15 protein-coding genes are annotated in these 18089 nt (G+C 69.6%); 12 read left to right on the top strand and 3 right to left on the bottom strand.

The window, feature by feature from the left end; genetic code table 11:
• Nucleotides 1–700: 700 nt before the first annotated feature.
• Entirely contained in the window at nucleotides 701–1108 is a 408-nt protein-coding gene (locus ACLJWH_RS40260) for a peptidase inhibitor family I36 protein (RefSeq protein ID WP_411146781.1), read from the top strand.
• 103 nt (nucleotides 1109–1211) lie between these two features.
• Here ACLJWH_RS40260 and aceE read toward each other — a convergent pair whose 3' ends face one another.
• Nucleotides 1212–3944 (bottom strand): pyruvate dehydrogenase (acetyl-transferring), homodimeric type, encoded by a 2733-nt coding sequence (gene aceE, locus ACLJWH_RS40255; protein ID WP_411146780.1) that lies wholly within the window; start codon nucleotides 3942–3944, stop codon nucleotides 1212–1214.
• A 514-nt stretch (nucleotides 3945–4458) separates the two neighbouring features.
• On the opposite strand from aceE, the gene ACLJWH_RS40250 reads away from it, so the two are divergent.
• The 6 genes from ACLJWH_RS40250 to ACLJWH_RS40225 all read left to right on the top strand — a co-directional run bounded on the left by ACLJWH_RS40250 (nucleotide 4459) and on the right by ACLJWH_RS40225 (nucleotide 9082).
• On the top strand, nucleotides 4459–4899 hold the full coding sequence (locus ACLJWH_RS40250; protein ID WP_052859790.1) for a DUF3052 domain-containing protein: 441 nt from the start codon (nucleotides 4459–4461) through the stop codon (nucleotides 4897–4899).
• A gap of 151 nt (nucleotides 4900–5050) precedes the next feature.
• Entirely contained in the window at nucleotides 5051–5509 is a 459-nt protein-coding gene (locus ACLJWH_RS40245; RefSeq protein WP_411146779.1) for a peroxiredoxin, read from the top strand.
• A gap of 166 nt (nucleotides 5510–5675) precedes the next feature.
• Nucleotides 5676–6251 carry a TerD family protein gene (locus ACLJWH_RS40240; RefSeq protein WP_411146778.1) on the top strand — a complete coding sequence of 192 codons (576 nt, stop codon included), beginning with the start codon at nucleotides 5676–5678 and terminating at the stop codon, nucleotides 6249–6251.
• A 205-nt stretch (nucleotides 6252–6456) separates the two neighbouring features.
• Nucleotides 6457–7032, top strand: coding sequence for a TerD family protein (locus ACLJWH_RS40235; RefSeq protein ID WP_411146777.1), 576 nt, complete (start codon nucleotides 6457–6459; stop codon nucleotides 7030–7032).
• Nucleotides 7033–7082: 50 nt separating this feature from the next.
• A complete protein-coding gene (locus tag ACLJWH_RS40230; RefSeq protein ID WP_411146776.1) occupies nucleotides 7083–8246 on the top strand; it encodes a DUF475 domain-containing protein in 1164 nt (387 codons plus the stop codon).
• Between the two features lie 98 nt (nucleotides 8247–8344).
• Nucleotides 8345–9082, top strand: coding sequence for a Tellurium resistance (locus ACLJWH_RS40225; RefSeq protein WP_411146775.1), 738 nt, complete (start codon nucleotides 8345–8347; stop codon nucleotides 9080–9082).
• 87 nt (nucleotides 9083–9169) lie between these two features.
• Here the strand turns inward: ACLJWH_RS40225 and ACLJWH_RS40220 are convergent, their stop codons facing one another.
• On the bottom strand, nucleotides 9170–10381 hold the full coding sequence (locus ACLJWH_RS40220) for a TerD family protein (RefSeq protein ID WP_411146774.1): 1212 nt from the start codon (nucleotides 10379–10381) through the stop codon (nucleotides 9170–9172).
• Between the two features lie 218 nt (nucleotides 10382–10599).
• Here ACLJWH_RS40220 and ACLJWH_RS40215 point away from each other — a divergent pair, with 218 nt between their 5' ends.
• The 3 genes from ACLJWH_RS40215 to ACLJWH_RS40205 all read left to right on the top strand — a co-directional run bounded on the left by ACLJWH_RS40215 (nucleotide 10600) and on the right by ACLJWH_RS40205 (nucleotide 15500).
• Entirely contained in the window at nucleotides 10600–11772 is a 1173-nt protein-coding gene (locus ACLJWH_RS40215) for an HpcH/HpaI aldolase/citrate lyase family protein (protein WP_411146773.1), read from the top strand.
• 138 nt (nucleotides 11773–11910) lie between these two features.
• The gene (locus tag ACLJWH_RS40210) at nucleotides 11911–14679 is read left to right on the top strand and encodes a phosphoribosyltransferase (protein WP_411146785.1); all 2769 of its coding nucleotides are present in this window, start codon (nucleotides 11911–11913) and stop codon (nucleotides 14677–14679) included.
• Nucleotides 14679–15500 carry an HAD family hydrolase gene (locus ACLJWH_RS40205; RefSeq protein ID WP_411146772.1) on the top strand — a complete coding sequence of 274 codons (822 nt, stop codon included), beginning with the start codon at nucleotides 14679–14681 and terminating at the stop codon, nucleotides 15498–15500. The genes ACLJWH_RS40210 and ACLJWH_RS40205 overlap by 1 nt, the downstream gene beginning before the upstream one ends.
• Here ACLJWH_RS40205 and ACLJWH_RS40200 read toward each other — a convergent pair.
• The gene (locus ACLJWH_RS40200; protein ID WP_411146771.1) at nucleotides 15463–16101 is read right to left on the bottom strand and encodes a DedA family protein; all 639 of its coding nucleotides are present in this window, start codon (nucleotides 16099–16101) and stop codon (nucleotides 15463–15465) included. The two genes, ACLJWH_RS40205 and ACLJWH_RS40200, sit on opposite strands and share 38 nt — an antisense overlap.
• Nucleotides 16102–16210: 109 nt before the next feature.
• Here ACLJWH_RS40200 and ACLJWH_RS40195 point away from each other — a divergent pair, with 109 nt between their 5' ends.
• Together ACLJWH_RS40195 and ACLJWH_RS40190 are read left to right on the top strand one after the other, a co-directional pair.
• Nucleotides 16211–17353 (top strand): sensor histidine kinase, encoded by a 1143-nt coding sequence (locus tag ACLJWH_RS40195; RefSeq protein WP_411146770.1) that lies wholly within the window; start codon nucleotides 16211–16213, stop codon nucleotides 17351–17353.
• The gene (locus ACLJWH_RS40190) at nucleotides 17353–18003 is read left to right on the top strand and encodes a response regulator transcription factor (protein ID WP_411146784.1); all 651 of its coding nucleotides are present in this window, start codon (nucleotides 17353–17355) and stop codon (nucleotides 18001–18003) included. Before ACLJWH_RS40195 ends, ACLJWH_RS40190 begins: the two co-directional genes overlap by 1 nt.
• The last annotated feature ends 86 nt before the right edge of the window (nucleotides 18004–18089 follow it).

Here is an 18089-nt window from a genome sequence, read left to right as displayed (position 1 = left end):
CCCCCCCCCCCCCCCCCCCCCCCCCCCCCCCCCCCCCCCCCCCCCCCCCCCCCCCCCCCCCCCCCCCCCCCCCCCCCCCCCCCCCCCCCCCCCCCCCCCCCCCCCCCCCCCCCCCCCCCCCCCCCCCGCCGCTGCGTTCCCGTGGCGGCGCCGTAGCCGCGGGAGCCTTGGGCCGAGGGTCCGGCCCGACCCCGTACGCGGGTTCCCGGGGGCCTGTCCCGTCCCGCAGCCCCCTGGACTCGCCCGTACCGCTCGGCCACCGCTCACCACCGGCGCAAGGGCGCGCGCAGGGGTGGTGCGCGCGTCAACCACGCATCCGGGCCGCCGCTCGGCCCCGGGGCCCGGCGCCCGGTTCCCCGTTGGCCGCCGCCCACGGCGCCGATCCCTCGTCCTGATGAACGGTTCCGGGAACCGGCCGCCACCCGGCCCCGCACCCGCGCACCGGCCGCCCCGGACGGACCCCGGCAGGCCCCCGGAGGAACGGTTTCCGCAGGCCACGGCGGAGGTGGGGACCCGCGTCAACACCACGCCCCGCCGCCGCGTCACGAGCCGTTCGTCCGTCCCCATCGCCTGACCGGGTGGGCGCTCCGTCACGGCCTTGGCAACCGCGCCGCGCACTGGCGAAGCTCGGTCCCAGCCGCCGCGGGCAACGGGCCCGCCGCGGAACACCGTCGTCGTACTCCACGGGGGAGAGATTCCTATGCGTACGTGCCACACCACCGCGCTCGTCACCGGCCTCGCCGCACTGGCCGCAACGCTCACCGTCCCGGCCGCCCACGGGGCCCCGGCCGGGCACCCGGCACCGCGCGCCCGCACCGCCGCCGCCTCCGGCGACTGCGGGCCCGGCCAGCTGTGCGTCTGGCCACAGGCCGACTTCGGCGGCAAGCGGCAGACCTACGAGCTGACCGGCACCGACATCGACAGCTGCGTCCCGCTACCGAAGGGCGTGAGCGCCGCCTCGCTCGCGAACCGCACCGGCCGCCCGGTCACCACCTACCAGAGCGCGGAGTGCGCCGAGACCGCCGAGTTCGACACCTACCCCGGCGGCGGCAGCTGGGTGCCGCGGTCCCCGTACGGGGTAAGGGCGTTCAAGATCTGGGAGCACTGACCGGGGCCCGGCACCCGCCGCACACACCGCCGCGCCCCCGACCGGCGGAGAACGCTGGTCGGGGGCGCGGCACAGGCGGCGCGGCGAGCGGCCGCGGGTGGGGTCAGGCGTCGCCGCCGGCCTCGCCCGCGTCGGCAGCCGTGACGTCCAGCAGCTCGTACCGGTCGATCGCCTGCTTCAGCAGCGAGCGGTCGACCTTGCCCTCCTTGGCGAGCTCGGTGAGCACCGCCAGGACGATCGACTGCGCGTCGATGTGGAAGAAGCGACGGGCCGCGCCACGGGTGTCCGCGAAGCCGAAACCGTCGGCGCCCAGCGACTGGTACGCACCGGGAACCCAGCGCGCGATCTGGTCGGGGACGGAACGCATCCAGTCCGAGACCGCCACCTTCGGGCCCTCGGCGGCCTGGAGCTTGTGCGTCACGTACGGGACGCGCTGCTCCTCCTCCGGGTGCAGCAGGTTGTGCCGCTCGATCTCCACGGCCTCACGGCGCAGCTCGTTCCAGGAGGTCGCCGACCAGACGTCCGCCTTGACGTTCCACTCGTCCGCGAGGATCTGCTGCGCCTCGATGGCCCACGGCACCGCGACACCCGAGGCGAGGATCTGCGCGGAGTGCAGACCCTTCTCCGCGGGCTTGACGCGGTGCAGACCCTTGAGGATGCCCTCGACGTCCACGTCGGACGGCTCGGCCGGGTGCTGGATCGGCTCGTTGTAGACGGTGAGGTAGTAGAAGACGTCCTCGGCGTTCTCGCCGTACATCCGCCGCAGACCGTCCTTGACGATCTGCGCGATCTCGTAACCGTAGGCCGGGTCGTAGGCGACACAGGCGGGGTTGGTCGAGGCCAGCAGCTGGGAGTGGCCGTCGGCGTGCTGGAGACCCTCACCGGTCAGAGTCGTACGACCGGCGGTCGCACCCAGCACGAAGCCGCGCGCGAGCTGGTCGGCCATCTGCCAGAACTGGTCACCGGTGCGCTGGAAACCGAACATCGAGTAGAAGACGTAGACCGGGATCAGTGGCTCGCCGTGCGTCGCGTAGGCGGAGCCCGCGGCGATCAGCGAGGCCGTGCAGCCCGCCTCGGTGATGCCGTCGTGCAGCATCTGACCGGTCGGCGACTCCTTGTAGGCGAGGAGCAGCTCGCGGTCGACCGACTCGTACTGCTGGCCGAGCGGGTTGTAGATCTTGGCCGACGGGAAGAACGCGTCCATACCGAAGGTGCGGTACTCGTCGGGCGCGATCGGCACGAACCGCTTGCCGATCTCCTTGTCCCGCATCAGGTCCTTGAGCACGCGGACGAACGCCATGGTCGTGGCGATCTTCTGCTGCCCGGAGCCCTTCTTGGCACCCGCGTACGCCTTGTCGTCCGGCAACTGGAGCGGCTTGGCGCGCACGACACGGGTGGGGACGTACCCACCGCACGCCTTGCGGCGGTCGTGCATGTACTGGATCTCTTCGGAGTTGCGGCCCGGGTGGTAGTACGGCGGCGCGCCGCCCTCCAGCTCCTTGTCCGCGATCGGCAGGTGCAGCCGGTCACGGAAGCCCTTGAGGTCCTCGACCGTCAGCTTCTTCATCTGGTGGGTCGCGTTGCGGCCCTCGAAGTTCGGACCGAGCGTCCAGCCCTTGACCGTCTGCGCGAGGATCACCGTCGGCTGGCCCTTGTGCGCCTTGGCCGCCGCGTACGCCGCGTAGATCTTCTTGTGGTCGTGACCGCCGCGGCCCAGGTGCTGGATCTGCTGGTCGGTCATGCCCTCGACCATCGCGCGCAGGCGGTGGTCGTCGCCGAAGAAGTGCTCGCGGATGTACGCGCCGGTCTCGGTGGCGTACGTCTGGAACTGGCCGTCCGGGGTGGTGTTGAGCTTGTTGACCAGGATGCCGTCGCGGTCCTGCGCGAGCAGCGGGTCCCAGCTCCGGTCCCAGACGAGCTTGATGACGTTCCAGCCGGCGCCGCGGAACTGCGACTCCAGCTCCTGCATGATCTTGCCGTTGCCGCGGACCGGGCCGTCCAGGCGCTGGAGGTTGCAGTTGACGACGAAGGTCAGGTTGTCCAGGCCCTCACGGGCGGCGATGGACAGCTGGCCGAGCGACTCCGGCTCGTCCATCTCGCCGTCACCGAGGTACGCCCAGACATGCGACTTGGAGGTGTCGGCGATGCCGCGCGCCTCCATGTAGCGGTTCATCCGAGCCTGGTAGATCGCGCCGAGGGGGCCGAGGCCCATCGAGACGGTCGGGAACTCCCAGAAGTCCGGCATCAGCCGCGGGTGCGGGTAGCTGGACAGACCGTTGGGGGCCTTGGACTTCTCCTGGCGGAAGGCGTCGAGCTGGGCCTCGCTCAGCCGGTCCAGGAGGAACGCACGCGCGTACACACCGGGGGAGGCGTGGCCCTGGAAGAAGATCTGGTCGCCGCCGTCGCCCTCGTCCTTGCCCCGGAAGAAGTGGTTGAAGCCCACGTCGTAGAGGGAGGCGGAGGAGGCGAACGTGGCGATGTGGCCACCGACGCCGATACCCGGACGCTGGGCCCGGGAGACCATGACGGCCGCGTTCCACCGGGTCGCGTTCAGGATCTTGCGCTCGATCTCCTCGTTGCCGGGGAAGAACGGCTCGTCCTTGGTCGCGATGGTGTTGACGTAGTCCGTGCTGCGCATCTCGGGCACGGCCACACGCTTCTCTCGCGCGCGCTCGATCAGGCGAAGCATGAGGTAGCGGGCACGTTCCCGGCCTCGCTCATCGACAGCTGCGTCGAGCGAGTCGAGCCATTCCTGGGTCTCTTCGGGATCGAAGTCCGGGACCTGGCTGGGAAGGCCGCCAATGATGATCGGGTTTCGATCGGATCCGGAAGCCACGCTGTTCCTTCGTGTTCGGGTCGCGTCGTGCTCTGCACGTGTTTGTTGCTGCGCACGCGGACGAATGCTGTCTCTGCTGTGGTCGCGCCGTCTTCCATCGTGTACCGAGTCACTGGGATACGTCATCTCTACCGCTGGGTAACCCCGCCGAGAGATGGGCGCTGAAAGGCCGGTTTCTCAGGTCGGCCAAATCGCAACCATACGCCCATGCCGAAAGTCCTTCGCGTACGGACGTGCGCCCGCCGAAAGTGGTTCCGGATCGGGCCCGGCACCCCCCGAAGGGACCAGTCGTGCGCGAATACCCCACAAACCCGGTAGAACGCTGTGGTGTGAATCACTTCAGGCTGTCCTGGTGGGGTCGTACTTGCGCCGAGACGCGTCCAATCGTCACCGTTTCGGCGGTCTCGACCGCCGGGTACTTGCGCGATCCGCCCGGCCCGTGTGGACTACGCCCAAAGCTCCGCGCACGCGCGGGGTTCAAAAGCATTTTCCGAAACATGACAGGAGGCAATCCGTGAGCGCGACCGCGGACCACGCGGAGGAGCGGACCAACCCTGCCGCCAGGCTGGGGTTCGAGCCCGGACAGGTGGTCCAGGAGATCGGCTACGACGATGACGTCGAGCAGGAGCTCCGAGAAGGCATTGAGGCCGTGACCGGCCAGGACATCGTCGATGAGGACTACGACGACGTCGCTGACGTCGTACTGCTGTGGTTCCGTGACGAAGACGGCGACCTCACGGACGCGCTGGTGGACGCCATCGGGCTGATCGACGAGGGTGGCGCGATCTGGCTGCTGACCCCCAAGACCGGCCGTGAGGGCTACGTCGAGCCGAGCGACATCAATGAGGCCGCGCAGACCGCGGGTCTGTCCCAGACCAAGAGCATCAACGCGGGCAAGGACTGGGCCGGCAGCCGGCTGGTCACGCCCAAGGCGGCGAGGTCCGGCAGGCGCTGATCCGAAGGACCTCGATATCCCCTGCCGAGCCCCTCTCCGGCCTGATCCGGAGGGGGGCTCGGCCCTGCCGTGGAGGGGTGTCCGGCAGGCCGGACCCGGCGCGTAGGGTTGGCCCCGTCCTGTTGAGAGTGAGCGGAAGGGAAGCACCCCCATGGCGATCGAGGTCGGCACGAAGGCTCCGGATTTCGAGCTGAAGAACCAGCACGGCGAGCTGGTCAAGCTCTCCGGCTTCCGCGGCGAGAAGGCCGTCGTTCTTCTCTTCTACCCCTTCGCCTTCACCGGTGTGTGCACCGGCGAGCTGTGCGCGCTCCGCGACGAGCTGCCGAAGTTCGCCAATGACGACGTCCAGCTGCTGGCCGTCTCCAACGACTCCCCGTTCTCGCTGCGCGTCTTCGCCGAGCAGGAGGGTCTGGGGTACCCGCTGCTGTCGGACTTCTGGCCGCACGGCGAGGTTTCGCGGGCCTACGGCGTCTTCGACGAGGAGAAGGGCTGCGCGGTGCGCGGCACCTTCATCATCGACAAGGAGGGCGTGGTGCGCTGGACGGTCGTCAACGGCCTGCCCGACGCCCGCGACCTGAACGACTACGTCAAGGCGCTCGAAACCCTCTGAGGCCCCGCACTCCCGTGGCGAGACACCGCCGGACCCGCCGGGCCGACATCCGTACGCGATATCTGCGTTCGGCGGGAACCGGTCACTAGGATCGGTTCGTTGATCCGATGCCATGCACGATGGGGGCGCAATTCTTTACGTACCCCTCGAATCTATGGGAGGACTCGTGGGAGTCAGCCTCAGCAAGGGCGGCAACGTCTCGCTGACGAAGGAAGCCCCCAATCTGACAGCCGTCCTCGTCGGTCTGGGCTGGGATGCGCGTACCACCACCGGTACGGACTTCGACCTGGACGCCAGCGCCCTGCTGGCGAACGACCAGGGCAAGGTCGCCAACGACCAGAACTTCGTGTTCTTCAACAACCTGAAGAGCCCGGACGGCTCGGTCGAGCACACCGGCGACAACACCACTGGTGAGGGCGAGGGCGACGACGAGGCCATCAAGGTGAACCTCGCCGCCGTGCCGGCCGACGTCCACAAGGTCGTGTTCCCGGTATCGATCTACGACGCCGAGAACCGCCAGCAGAGCTTCGGCCAGGTCCGCAACGCCTACATCCGCGTGGTCAACCAGACCGACGGCAAGGAACTGGCGCGCTACGACCTGAGCGAGGACGCCTCGACCGAGACCGCCATGGTCTTCGGTGAGCTGTACCGCAACGGCGCGGAGTGGAAGTTCCGGGCCATCGGCCAGGGCTACGCCTCGGGTCTGCGCGGCATCGCGCAGGACTTCGGCGTCAACGTCTGAGCGACCACACCTGACCGGCGTGTCCGGCCGCAGTCTCCGTCCCGGAGCCGTCTGCCGAGCATGTCCGTCGGATGATGCAGGCACGTCTTCCGCGTCCGGCGCCGTACCCCCCGACCAGGGGAGTACGGCGCCGGGCGCGCTTGACGGACAACCCGGGCCGCGTACGGATGCGGCCCGTACCGACATCGGAGAGGAAGCGAACACGATGGGCGTCACGCTCGCCAAGGGGGGCAATGTCTCCCTGTCCAAGGCCGCTCCCAACCTCACGCAGATCACGGTCGGCCTCGGCTGGGACGCGCGCTCCACCACGGGAGCGCCGTTCGACCTCGACGCCAGCGCGCTGCTGTGCGCATCGGGCCGGGTGCTGGGGGACGAGTACTTCGTCTTCTACAACAACCTCAAGAGTCCCGAGGGCTCCGTCGAGCACACCGGCGACAACCTCACCGGCGAGGGTGAGGGCGACGACGAGACGATCCTGGTGGACCTCGCCCAGGTGCCCGCGCAGGCCGACAAGATCGTCTTCCCTGTCTCCATCCATGAGGCCGAAGCGCGCGGGCAGAGCTTCGGCCAGGTCGGCAATGCCTTCATCCGCGTCGTCAATCAGGCCGACGGCAGCGAACTCGCCCGTTACGACCTCAGCGAGGACGCGTCGAGCGAAACCGCGATGATCTTCGGCGAGGTCTATCGCCACAACGGCGAGTGGAAGTTCCGGGCGGTGGGCCAGGGGTACGCCTCGGGTCTGCGTGGCATCGCTCTAGACTTCGGGGTCAACGTTTCGTAAAGCGCCGCGTACTTCGCGCGGGGGCCCTATAACGAGGGATTGGGTACGCAGTGCTCCTGAAAACCTTTGGCTGGTCGTTCGCTGTCACGGCGGCGGGCCTGGCTCTGGCCGGCGTCCTCTGGGGGTGGCAGGGGCTCGCGATCGTCGGAATCCTGTCGATCCTGGAGATCTCGCTTTCGTTCGACAACGCCGTCATCAACGCGGGCATCCTGCGGAAGATGAACGCCTTCTGGCAGAGGATCTTCCTCACCATCGGCATCCTCATCGCGGTGTTCGGCATGCGGCTGGTCTTCCCGGTCGTCATCGTCGCGATCACCGCGAAGCTGGGGCCGATCGAGGCGGTCAACCTCGCCATCAACGACAAGGCGCACTACCAGGAACTGGTCACCAGCGCCCACCCCGCCATCGCGGCCTTCGGCGGCATCTTCCTGCTGATGATCTTCCTCGACTTCCTCTTCGAGGAGCGCGAGCACAAATGGCTCGCCTGGATCGAGAAGCCGATGGCCAAGATGGGCAAGCTCGACACCCTCTCCATCATCGTCGCGCTGGTCGTCCTGCTGGTCAGCGCCATGACGGTGGCCACCTCCGTCGCGCACGGCGGCGGTGACAAGAGCGCCACGGTGCTGCTCTCCGGTGTCGCGGGTCTGATCACGTATCTCGTCGTCGGCGGAATCTCGGGCTACTTCGAGGACAAGCTGGAGGAGGACGAGGAAGACGACGCGGATGCCGCGGCCGCGAGCGGCGGCGCCGTGAACGGAACGCCGCCCGTACAGCGGAAGGGCGCCGGGGCCGGCGCGGTCATGGGCATGGCCGGCAAGGCCGCGTTCTTCATGTTCCTCTACCTTGAGGTCATCGACGCGTCCTTCTCCTTCGACGGCGTCATCGGTGCGTTCGCCATCACCAACGACATCTTCGAGATGGCGCTGGGCCTGGGCATCGGAGCGATGTACATCCGTTCGCTGACGGTCTTCCTCGTCCGCAAGGGAACCCTGGACGACTACGTCTACCTGGAGCACGGCGCGCACTACGCGATCGGCGCGCTGGCCGTCATTCTGCTCATCACGATCAAGTTCGAGATCAACGAGGTCATCACCGGCGTGGTCGGCCTCGTGCTGATCGGCCTCTCCTTCTGGTCCTCCCTGGTCCGCAACAGACGTGAGGGCAAGCCGGGGAGCGACGCCCCGGCGAAGTCGGAAGTCACGTCCGGAGTGTGACGCGGCGCTGATTGAGGAACGCTCTCTGCGGGGCGGCCATGGGGTGCAGACCTCGGGGCCGCCCCGTGGCAATGTGTCGAGGGATGGGGTGGGGCAGGATGTCGTTCCTGGGTAACTGGTCGCGCGGCGGTGCGCCGAAGTTCGACAACGGCGGTGCGTCGTATGTCGTGGAGCTGACGAAACGGCATCCGGTCGTCTCGCTGACCAAGCAGGGGGCGGCCGCCGGGCATCTGCGGGTGAACCTGCACTGGCAGATGCGGACCTCGGATTTCGGTGACCGGGGCGGGCAGCGCGCGAGCACCCTGCTGCGTCACCCGGGCAGGATGTTCAAACCCGAGGTCGTCCAGGCGCAGGGCCCTGCCGTGGTCCAGATCGACCTGGACCTGGCCTGCCTGTACGAGCTCAAGGACGGCAGCAAGGGCGTGGTGCAGCCGCTGGGCAACCACCTGGGCGAGCTCAATGCCGCGCCGTACGTACAGCTCAGCGGTGACGACCGGTTCGGTTCACCGTCCGGCGAGACGCTGTACATCAACCTGGATCACCGCGATGAGATCAAGCGGATGCTGATCTTCGTCTACATCTACGACGGGACGCCCGCGTTCGACCGTACGCACGCGGTCGTGACGCTCTATCCGAGCACCGGGCCGCGGGTGGAGATCCGGCTCGACGAGCGGGCGTCACAGGCCCGCTCCTGCGCCATTTTCATGCTGGAGAACACCAAGGACGGACTGACGGTGCGCCGCGAGGTGAAATACGTCTACGGCTTCCAGGCGGAACTGGACCGGCTGTACGGCTGGGGGCTCCACTGGGGGCGGGGGTACAAGTCGCAGGTGTGAGAGCCGGACCGCTTCCCCTGGGAGCCCATACGCAGCCCCGGGAGGGGGTTGCCGGGTCTGGACGGGGGATGCAGTTCCAGCCCCGTTCTAGCGGCGCTGGAACTGCGGACCCTGGGGCGGCAGTACGAAGGACGGGTCCGGAACGAACTGCGGCTGCGGCAACAGATAGTCGTAGGCCGGTGCCGGGTACGGCTGTTGCTGGGGCGGTTGGGGGTAGCCGTACGAGGGCTGCGGCGGCTGGTACGGAGGCTGCTGAGGCGGCGTGCCCGGGTAGCCGTACGCGGGCGGGGCCGGTGGCTGGGCGGGCGGTGGCGGAACGTTCTGCGGGTAGCCGTAGCCGCCGGTGGGCTGCTGCGGGGGAGCCGGGAACGCCGCGCCGGCCGGCGGCAGCGGGGCGGCGGAGAAGGGCTCCGGCATCGGGTCCGGGACGCGCTGGGTAACGGCATCGGGGCCCTGCGCGGGAGGAGCCTGGTGGTCTGCTGCGGACGGAAGGCCGACGGCCTCTTCGGGCCAGGTGCTGGGCGGCGGGGAGGCCGGGGCGGCCGGAGCGGCCGGGCCGGAGGCGGCGGACGGTTCGCCGGCGTGGGGGCGTTCGCCGACGGTGAGCTGTTCGCCCGCGGGCGCGGGTGCGGGTGCCGGGGCCGCGGCCGGTGGTTCCGAGGCATCGGGTGTCGACAGAGCTGATGCCGGGGCCGGTGGTACCGGCGCGGGGGAGGCCGGGGCCGGTGGTTCCGTAGGGTCCGAGGCCGGGGTGTCGTTCTCGTCGACCGAGATTCCGAATTCGGTCGCCAGGCCGACCAGGCCGCTGTCGTACCCCTGGCCCAGCGCACGGAACTTCCAGCTCTCGGCGCGCCGGTACAGCTCACCGCAGATCAACGCGGTCTCGTCGCCGGTATCGGGCACCACGTCGAAGACCGCGATCGGATCGCCGCCGCTCACCGCGGCGTCGTACAGCAGGACGCGCAGGTCCGGGACGAGCGCGAAGGCGCCACTGTCCGACGACGCGGCCAGCACGATCCGCTCCACCGACGGATCCAGTGTCGACAGATCCGCCTCGATGGTGTCGGTGAGGCTGTCGGCCAGGCGGGTCTTGGGCAGATGCCGGACCAGGCCGCTGGGGTGCCGCGGCTGGTTGTAGAAGACGAAGTCCTCGTCGGAGCGCACGCGTCCCTCGGGTCCCACCAGCAGGGCCGAGGCATCCACGTCGGGGACGCCGGCGCCGGGGGTCCAGCACAGAACAGCCCGTACAGCCGTGGTGTCGAGGGGTACGTTCGACCCTTTCAGCATCGCGTGCGTCATGCCGCAATCCTGCCTTCCCGGAGGTCGCAGGGACAACGCGGGGGCCTGTCCGGCGTGGGTGGGCCGCTCGCCCGGACACCCCGCTGCCTGGTGCGGGTCAGGAGATTTTCGCCTGCTCGGGAACTAATGACACCCGCGCGCACGTACGATTATCGGCTGGATTCAGACAGCGAGATGTGGTGGGGGTGTCCGGTCCCGCCTGCTATACGGGGAGTTGTATGCGTCATTTTGGGCATCTTGCGCCCGATATTCGGAAGGCACTGTTCCATCAGGAGCCGGTGGACTTCACTCTTGACTCCCCGGCCCGCACTCTCGCGGTCGCCCTCGGTGCCACGCTCTACAGCCCCGCGACCCGCCCGCGGCTCGCCGCCGACATCCGCAAGCAGGCGGGGCGTGGCGTGATGTCCATGGTGCTGTGCCTGGAGGACTCCATAGGGGACGCGGATGTCGAGGCGGGCGAGGAGAACCTCGTGCGGCAGCTGCGACTCCTCGACGAGGCGGCCACCGCCGGCGCGGATCTCCCGCTGCTGTTCATCCGCGTCCGCGCGCCCGGTCAAATACCGGATCTCGTGCGGCGTATGGGGTCCGCCGCTCGAATACTGTCCGGATTCGTACTGCCGAAGTTCACCGAGGAGCGCGGAGTCCCGTTCCTGGAGGCGCTGAGTGTGGCGGAGGCGGCCTGCGGGCGGCGGCTGTTCGCGATGCCGGTACTCGAATCTCCGCAGCTGCTTCATCTGGAGAGCCGCGCTGAAACCCTTCAGGGCATCGCCCGAGCCGTCGACGCATACCGGGAGCGGGTACTCGCACTGCGGCTCGGCGTCACGGACTTCTGCTCGGCCTACGGACTCCGCAGAGCGCCCGACATGACGGCGTACGACGTCCATATCGTCGCCTCCGTGATCTCCGACGTGGTGAACGTACTCGGGCGGGCGGACGGCACCGGCTTCACGGTCACCGGACCGGTGTGGGAGTACTTCCGCTTGCACGAGCGGATGTTCAAGCCGCAGCTGCGCCGCAGCCCGTTCCTGGGACAGGCCGAGGAGCTGCGCGCGGAACTGATCGAGCACGACATGGACGGGTTGCTCCGCGAGATCGAACTGGACCGCGCGAACGGGCTCCAGGGCAAGACCTGCATCCATCCCTCGCATGTCGCGCCGGTGCACGCGCTCTCCGTCGTCAGCCATGAGGAGTTCAGCGACGCCGCCGACATCCTGCGGCCCGAGCGGGGCGACGGCGGGGTCCTCCGCTCCGCCTATACGAACAAGATGAACGAGGTGAAGCCGCACCGCGCCTGGGCGGAGCGGACCATGCTGCGGGCCGAGGCGTTCGGTGTCGCACGGGAAGGCGTCGGTTTCGTGGAACTGCTGACCGCGAGCCTCCCACCGGCGTAGCGCGGCAGCCGGCCTGGCCCGGGGACGGGCCCGCCTGCCGGCCGGCCGGGCATGAGGCACCACCAACCGATGACCGGGCCGCCACCCACCACAGCGCACGACGCGGTGAACAAGACGGCGGACACGACAACGAGGGACATGGCGAAGAACACGATGGAGGAGACGGAACGGGTGGTGTGGACGGGAAAGTGGGTCGCTGACCGGCTCGGAGTCTCGCTGACGGGCGAGGACGCACTGCCGGTGCTGCTGGGGCTCGCGTTGCGACGCAATCCCAAGCGGGCCCACCTGCTCGTGTCGAACGTGCTCGGCAAGCACGTCCCACAGCGACCGGGCGTGGTCCACGGTGCCGGCCTCGGACTGGGGCACCGGGTGCGGGAGCTGCTGGGTGACGCGGACGCCGCCCGCTCCGTCGTCGTCGGCTACGCGGAGACCGCCACCGGCCTGGGCCACTCGGTGGCCGACGGCCTGGCACTCGCGCCGTATCTGCACTCCACCCGCCGTCCCGTGGCGGGCGTCGAGCGAGCGGGCGGCTTCGAGGAGGAGCACAGTCACGCGACCTCGCACCTGCTGCTTCCGGAGGACCGCGAACTCCTCTCGGGAGATGGCCCCATGGTGCTCGTCGACGACGAGTTCTCCACCGGCCGGACCGTCCTGAACACGATCAAGGCGCTCCACGCGCGCTTCCCGCGGGCGCGGTACGTGGTCGTAGCACTCGTCGATATGCGCTCCGAGGAGGACCGGCGGCATCTGGAGGAGTTCGCGGCGGAGCTGGGCGCCCGCGTCGATCTGGTGGCCATGGCCGCGGGTGGCGTGCGGCTCCCGGCGGACGTCCTGGAGCGCGGTCAGGAGCTCGTCGCCGCACATGAGACCACGGTTGTGGAGCGCCCGGAGCACCCCGGACGGGCCACTGGGCATGTCGTCGCCGAGCACATAGCTGCCGAGCTCGGCTCCGCCTCCGGCCCGGTACCAGCGAGCAGCCGGCGGACCGACGTCGAACGCGTCGCTCTCGGTTGGCCCGACGGACTGCCGGACGGCGGACGGCACGGCTTCACCCCGGAGCACCGCGAGCGGCTGGAGGAGCGGCTGCCGGCCATGGCAGCCCGGCTCGCGGAGCGCCTGGACGGCGCCCGCCGCATCCTCGTCCTCGGCAACGAGGAACTGATGTACACGCCGCTGCGGCTCGCCGAAGCACTGGATGCCCAGGTCGCCGGGGCCGGTGACGGTGCTGCCCCGGAGCCGTCGGCCGGTGCCGCCGTGCGGCTGGCCGACGGTGCCACCCCGGTGCGGAACGGCGCTACCGCGGCGCGGGCCGGGGAGCAGGATCCGCCCGTCGGTGGCGCGGCGGTCTATTTCTCGACCACGACCCGATCGCCGGTGCTCGCCGTGGACGATCCCGGCTACGCGATACGGACCCGGCTGTCCTTCCCCGCCCACGACCGGCCCGCCGACGGACCGGGGGAGCGGTACGCGTACAACGTCGCGGCCGGCGCCGACCGGACCCGCCGCTTCGACGCCATCGTGGCCGTCGTGGACTCGCACGGCGACCTCCCCGAGCTGTACGCCGACGGCGGACTGCTGGACCGGCTCGCCGCGCAGACCGACCGGCTGCTGCTGACCGTCATCCCTTCGTACAGCCCTTCGTCCGCCTCGGAGTCCGGCGCGCCGACCGAACCGGTGGGCCGGACCGGGGACGAGACCGCCGTTTCGCACGCCCCGCAACGACAGGCCCTCTTCATGCCCCTCCCCGAGCCGCTGCGCGGCCCCGCCTTCTCCTCCTATACCGCCGACGAGGTCGGCTGGCTGTTGCAGGACATGTCCGGCCTCACGCTGGAAGCGCCCACCGAGGAACGCGAGGAGGCGATTCAGCGCGGTGGCGCCCATTACGCCGAGTCGCTGCCCGTGGAATACCAGCCGAGCGAGGAGTACCAGGCACTGTTCCACAGCGCACTGCGGAGCTCCGCGAGCCGGATTGCGCGGGCCGTCGGGGCCGTCACCGAGACCGTGCTCGCCGAACGCACGCCGCGCCGGACGGGCGCGGGGGACCGGCCACCGCGGCCGGTGCTCGTCTCGCTGGCGCGGGCGGGTACCCCCGTCGGCGTGCTGATGCGCCGCTGGGCACTGCACGCACACGGCCTGGATCTGCCGCACTACGCCGTCTCGATCGTGCGTGGCCGGGGTATCGACACCACCGCACTGCGCTGGCTGGCCGCTCACCACGATCCGGCCGACATCGTCTTCGTGGACGGTTGGACAGGCAAGGGAGCCATCACCCGCGAACTCGCCCAAGCCCTGGAGAGCTTCCCGGGCTTCGACCCACGGATCGCCGTGCTCGCCGATCCGGGCGGCTGTGTCGAGACCTATGGCACCCGCGACGATTTCCTCATCCCGTCCGCCTGCCTCAACTCCACTGTTTCCGGGCTCATATCGCGCACCGTACTGCGCGACGACCTCGTGGGCCCGGACGAATTCCATGGCGCCAAGTTCTACCGAGAGCTGGCAGACACGGACCTGTCGCGCGCCTTCCTGGACGCGGTCAGCGCGCGGTTCGACGAGGTCGCCGAGACCGTCGCCACGGATGTGAAGGAACTGGCCGCCACCGACCGGACTCCCACCTGGGAGGGCTGGGCGGCCGTCGAACGCATCAGCGTGGAATACGGCATCCACGACGTCAACCTCGTCAAGCCCGGCGTCGGCGAGACCACACGCGTGCTGCTGCGCCGGGTTCCCTGGAAGATTCTTGCCCAGCGGGGTGCCGGGGCCGATCTCGATCATGTGCGCCTCCTGGCTGAACAACGGGGCGTGCCCGTCGAAGAGGTCGACGAACTCCCCTATACCTGCGTCGGATTGATCCACCCCCGCTACACCCGCGGGGCCACGGGCGCCGACGGTACGGCGGTGGCCTCCTGATGAGCGCGATCGTCGCCAGCGACCTGGACCGCACCCTGATCTATTCGGCCGCCGCGCTGGATCTCGCCATGCCCGATACCGAGGCCCCGCGGCTGCTGTGCGTCGAGACCTACGAACGCAAGCCCCAGTCCTATATGACGGAGACGGCGGCCGGGCTGCTTGCCGAACTGGCCGGCAGCACCCTTTTCGTACCGGCGACCACCCGCACCCGCGAGCAGTACGGGCGCATCCATCTCCCGGGCCCGGCACCGGAGTTCGCCATCTGCGCGAATGGCGGCCACCTGCTCGTACGGGGTGAGTCGGACCTGGCCTGGCAGCGCGCGGTCGCGGCGCGGATCGCCGCGCGGTGCGCGCCTCTCGACGAGGTCCGCGCACACCTCATCCGTGGCGCCGACCCGGCCTGGCTGCTCAAGGAGCGCGTCGCCGAAGAACTCTTCGTCTATCTCGTCGTGGAGCGGTCCCTGCTGTCGCGCACCTGGGTGCAGGACCTCACCGGCTGGGCGGACGAACGCGGTTGGGCCGTGTCCCTGCAAGCGCGCAAGCTCTATGCCGTGCCGAAGCCGCTCACCAAGAGCGCTGCCGTCGCGGAGGTCGCCCGCCGCACGGGAGCCTCCGGGATTCTCGCGGCCGGCGACTCCCTTCTGGACGCCGATCTGCTGCTGGCGGCCGACCACGGATGGCGGCCAGGACATGGCGAGCTGGCGGACTCCGGCTGGCAGGCGCCGCATGTCACGGCGCTCGGTGAACGCGGTGTCGCCGCGGGCGAGGAGATCCTGCGGGCCTTCATCCGCGGCGCCGCAGCCCTGGACCGCGCCTGCTGACGCGGACGGAGACAAAGCCCAGCACCGCCACAGCCGCCGCCACGAGCACCACCTTCGAATAGACATCCACATAGCCCGTCACCTCCTCCCAGTCCTCCCCGAGCCGATAGCCGGCGAGGACGAAGATCGAATTCCAGATGAGGCTGCCGAGGGCGGTCAGGGCGAGGAAGACCGGGACCGGCATGCGCTCGACGCCCGCCGGTATCGAGATCAGACTGCGGAAGAGGGGAATCATCCGGCCGAGGAACACCGCCTTGGTCCCGTGCCGCTGGAACCAGCGCTCGGCCTTTGCGATGTCGGAGACCCTGACCAGCGGCAGCTTCGACGCGATCGTGACCGTGCGCTCGCGCCCGAGCAGCGCGCCCACGCCGTACAGCGCCAGGGCGCCGGTCACCGAGCCGAGCGTCGTCCACGCGAGCGCGGCGGACAGCTGTATACCGCCGCGGCTCGCCGCGAACCCCGCCAGCGGCAGGATCACCTCGCTCGGCAGCGGCGGGAAGAGGTTCTCGGCGGCGATCGCCAGGCCCGCGCCGGGTGCGCCGAGCGTGTCCATGAGGCCGGTGATCCAGCCGGGTGCGGTGTTTCCGATGCTCTCGATCATGTCTTCAAAGCTAAGAATTCTCGGTCGGCAGCACATTGCGGTTCACCGCACAGAAGACTGCGGTTTTCCGCAGTACGCGGGAAGGCCGGGTGCGGCTAGCGTTTTGATCATGTTGGGAATTGCGCGGCGCGGATTGCGCCTGGCGACAGGACTGATGCTCGGTGCCGTGATGGCGGTGGCCGAGCTCCCCTTCGTCGTGCTCTCCGGGGTGTCCCTGCTGCTCGTACTCGCCTGGCCGCGCGGCCGTCGCGCGGTTCTGCGACCCGTGACCGCCGCCGTGCGGACCCTGACCGAGGCCAACCGCCGCCGGCTCCGTATCTATGTCGCGGCCGACACCTCGGCCTCCTACACCGACCGTCGCGCACTGGAGTATCTGTCGCTGCGCTGGGCGCTGGGGCTGCTGGGGGCCCTCGTGCTGACCGCCGTGCTCATCGGCTCCGTCTACGGGACGTTGTGGCTGTACGCATGGCTGCTGGTCGCCGATATCCGTCACCCCGGCACCGTCCTGATGTCGAGCGTCGTCGGTCTCTTCCTTCTCTTTCTCAGCCTCCAGGGCACCTTCGGCGTCGCCGGTCTGGAAACCAAGCTGGCACGGCGCTGCCTCGGACCCAGCCCTCACGAACAACTGGAGCTTCGTATCGCGCAGTTGTCGTCCAGCCGGGCCGGCGTCATCGCCGCGGTCAACGACGAGCGCCGCCGCATCGAGCGCGATCTGCACGACGGGGTGCAGCAGCGGCTGGTGGCTCTCGGGATGCTGCTCGGCCGTGCGCTGCGCAGCAAGGACGAGATACGAGCCGACCAACTCCTGCGCCAGGCGCACGAAGAGAGCCGGCAGGCCCTCACCGAACTGCGTGAGGTGGCGTGGCGGGTATATCCGACGGTGCTGGACGAGGCCGGGCTGAGGGTCGCCTTGGAGACGGTCGCCGAGCGCTCCGCCATCCCCGTTCGCCTCGACTACGGAATGGACCGCGAGCCGGAGACCGCGGTGGCGACGGTCGCCTACTTCGTGGTCTCCGAAGCGGTCACCAACGCCGTCAAGCACTCGGGAGCCGGTCTGATAACGGTCCGCGTCGCCCAGGGCGAGGACGGCGTGCTCGTGCACATCGAGGACGACGGAGCGGGTGGCGCGGATTCCTCCGGCAGTGGCCTGTTCGGGCTGGCCCGCCGGGTCGCAGCCCTTGACGGCCGGTTCCGGGTGGGCAGCCCGGCCGGCGGACCCACCATCATCACCGCGGAGTTGCCGTGCGCGTAATGCTTGCCGACGATTCGACCCTGCTGCGGGAGGGCCTGGTACGGCTTCTGGCCGAGGAGGGACACGAGATCGCGGCCGCGGTCGGAGACGCGGATGAGCTGATCGCCGTGCTGGAGCGGGCGGGGAAGGAGGAGAACCAGCCGGACGCAGTGGTCGTGGACGTCCGTATGCCGCCCACGCACACCGATGAGGGGTTGCGGGCGGCGGTGCAGATCAGGGAACGGTGGCCGGGCGTCGGAGTGCTGGTGCTCTCGCAGTATGTCGAGCGCCGCTATGCAACGGAGTTGCTGACCGACGACAGTGAGGGGGTCGGCTACCTCCTCAAGGACCGGGTGGTCCAGGTGGACGAGTTCCTGGACGCGCTGGAGCGGGTCGGGGCCGGGCAGGCGGCCTTCGACCCGGAAGTCGTACGGCAGTTGCTGATGCGCAGCAGCCGTACGGATCCGCTGGGCACGCTCACGGCGCGCGAGCGTGAGGTGCTCGGACAGATGGCGCAGGGGCATACCAACGCGGCGATCGCCGTCCGGCTGCACATCTCCCAGAGCTCGGTGGAAAAGCACATCAACGCGATCTTCGAGAAGCTCGGGCTGACCGGCACGTCGGGCTATTCACGCAGGGTGCTGGCCGTGCTGCGATACCTGGGGACATGAGCGAGGCGAGGAGAAGGGCGAAGGGAGGAGGGAGGAACGGAGCAACGTCCGGGGACGGGCCGGGGAAGCGGACGGCGATGCAGGCC

It is taken from the genome of Streptomyces sp. x-80 (assembly GCF_046549095.1).
Classification (GTDB): domain Bacteria; phylum Actinomycetota; class Actinomycetes; order Streptomycetales; family Streptomycetaceae; genus Streptomyces; species Streptomyces celluloflavus.
The sequence above is the reverse complement of the archived record's forward strand: the minus strand, read 5'-3'. Positions and strand labels throughout refer to the sequence as shown.

Bases quoted from the DNA above. Each gene is read 5' to 3' on its own strand.
- ACLJWH_RS40260 (WP_411146781.1), top strand. From the start codon at position 701: ATGCGTACGTGCCACACCACCGCGCTCGTCACCGGCCTCGCCGCACTG.
- ACLJWH_RS40245 (WP_411146779.1), top strand. From the start codon at position 5,051: ATGGCGATCGAGGTCGGCACGAAGGCTCCGGATTTCGAGCTGAAGAAC.
- ACLJWH_RS40235 (WP_411146777.1), top strand. From the start codon at position 6,457: ATGGGCGTCACGCTCGCCAAGGGGGGCAATGTCTCCCTGTCCAAGGCC.
- ACLJWH_RS40225 (WP_411146775.1), top strand. From the start codon at position 8,345: ATGTCGTTCCTGGGTAACTGGTCGCGCGGCGGTGCGCCGAAGTTCGAC.
- ACLJWH_RS40220 (WP_411146774.1), bottom strand. From the start codon at position 10,381: ATGACGCACGCGATGCTGAAAGGGTCGAACGTACCCCTCGACACCACG.
- ACLJWH_RS40215 (WP_411146773.1), top strand. From the start codon at position 10,600: ATGCGTCATTTTGGGCATCTTGCGCCCGATATTCGGAAGGCACTGTTC.
- ACLJWH_RS40210 (WP_411146785.1), top strand. From the start codon at position 11,911: ATGGCGAAGAACACGATGGAGGAGACGGAACGGGTGGTGTGGACGGGA.
- ACLJWH_RS40205 (WP_411146772.1), top strand. From the start codon at position 14,679: ATGAGCGCGATCGTCGCCAGCGACCTGGACCGCACCCTGATCTATTCG.
- ACLJWH_RS40200 (WP_411146771.1), bottom strand. From the start codon at position 16,101: ATGATCGAGAGCATCGGAAACACCGCACCCGGCTGGATCACCGGCCTC.
- ACLJWH_RS40195 (WP_411146770.1), top strand. From the start codon at position 16,211: ATGTTGGGAATTGCGCGGCGCGGATTGCGCCTGGCGACAGGACTGATG.
- ACLJWH_RS40190 (WP_411146784.1), top strand. From the start codon at position 17,353: ATGCTTGCCGACGATTCGACCCTGCTGCGGGAGGGCCTGGTACGGCTT.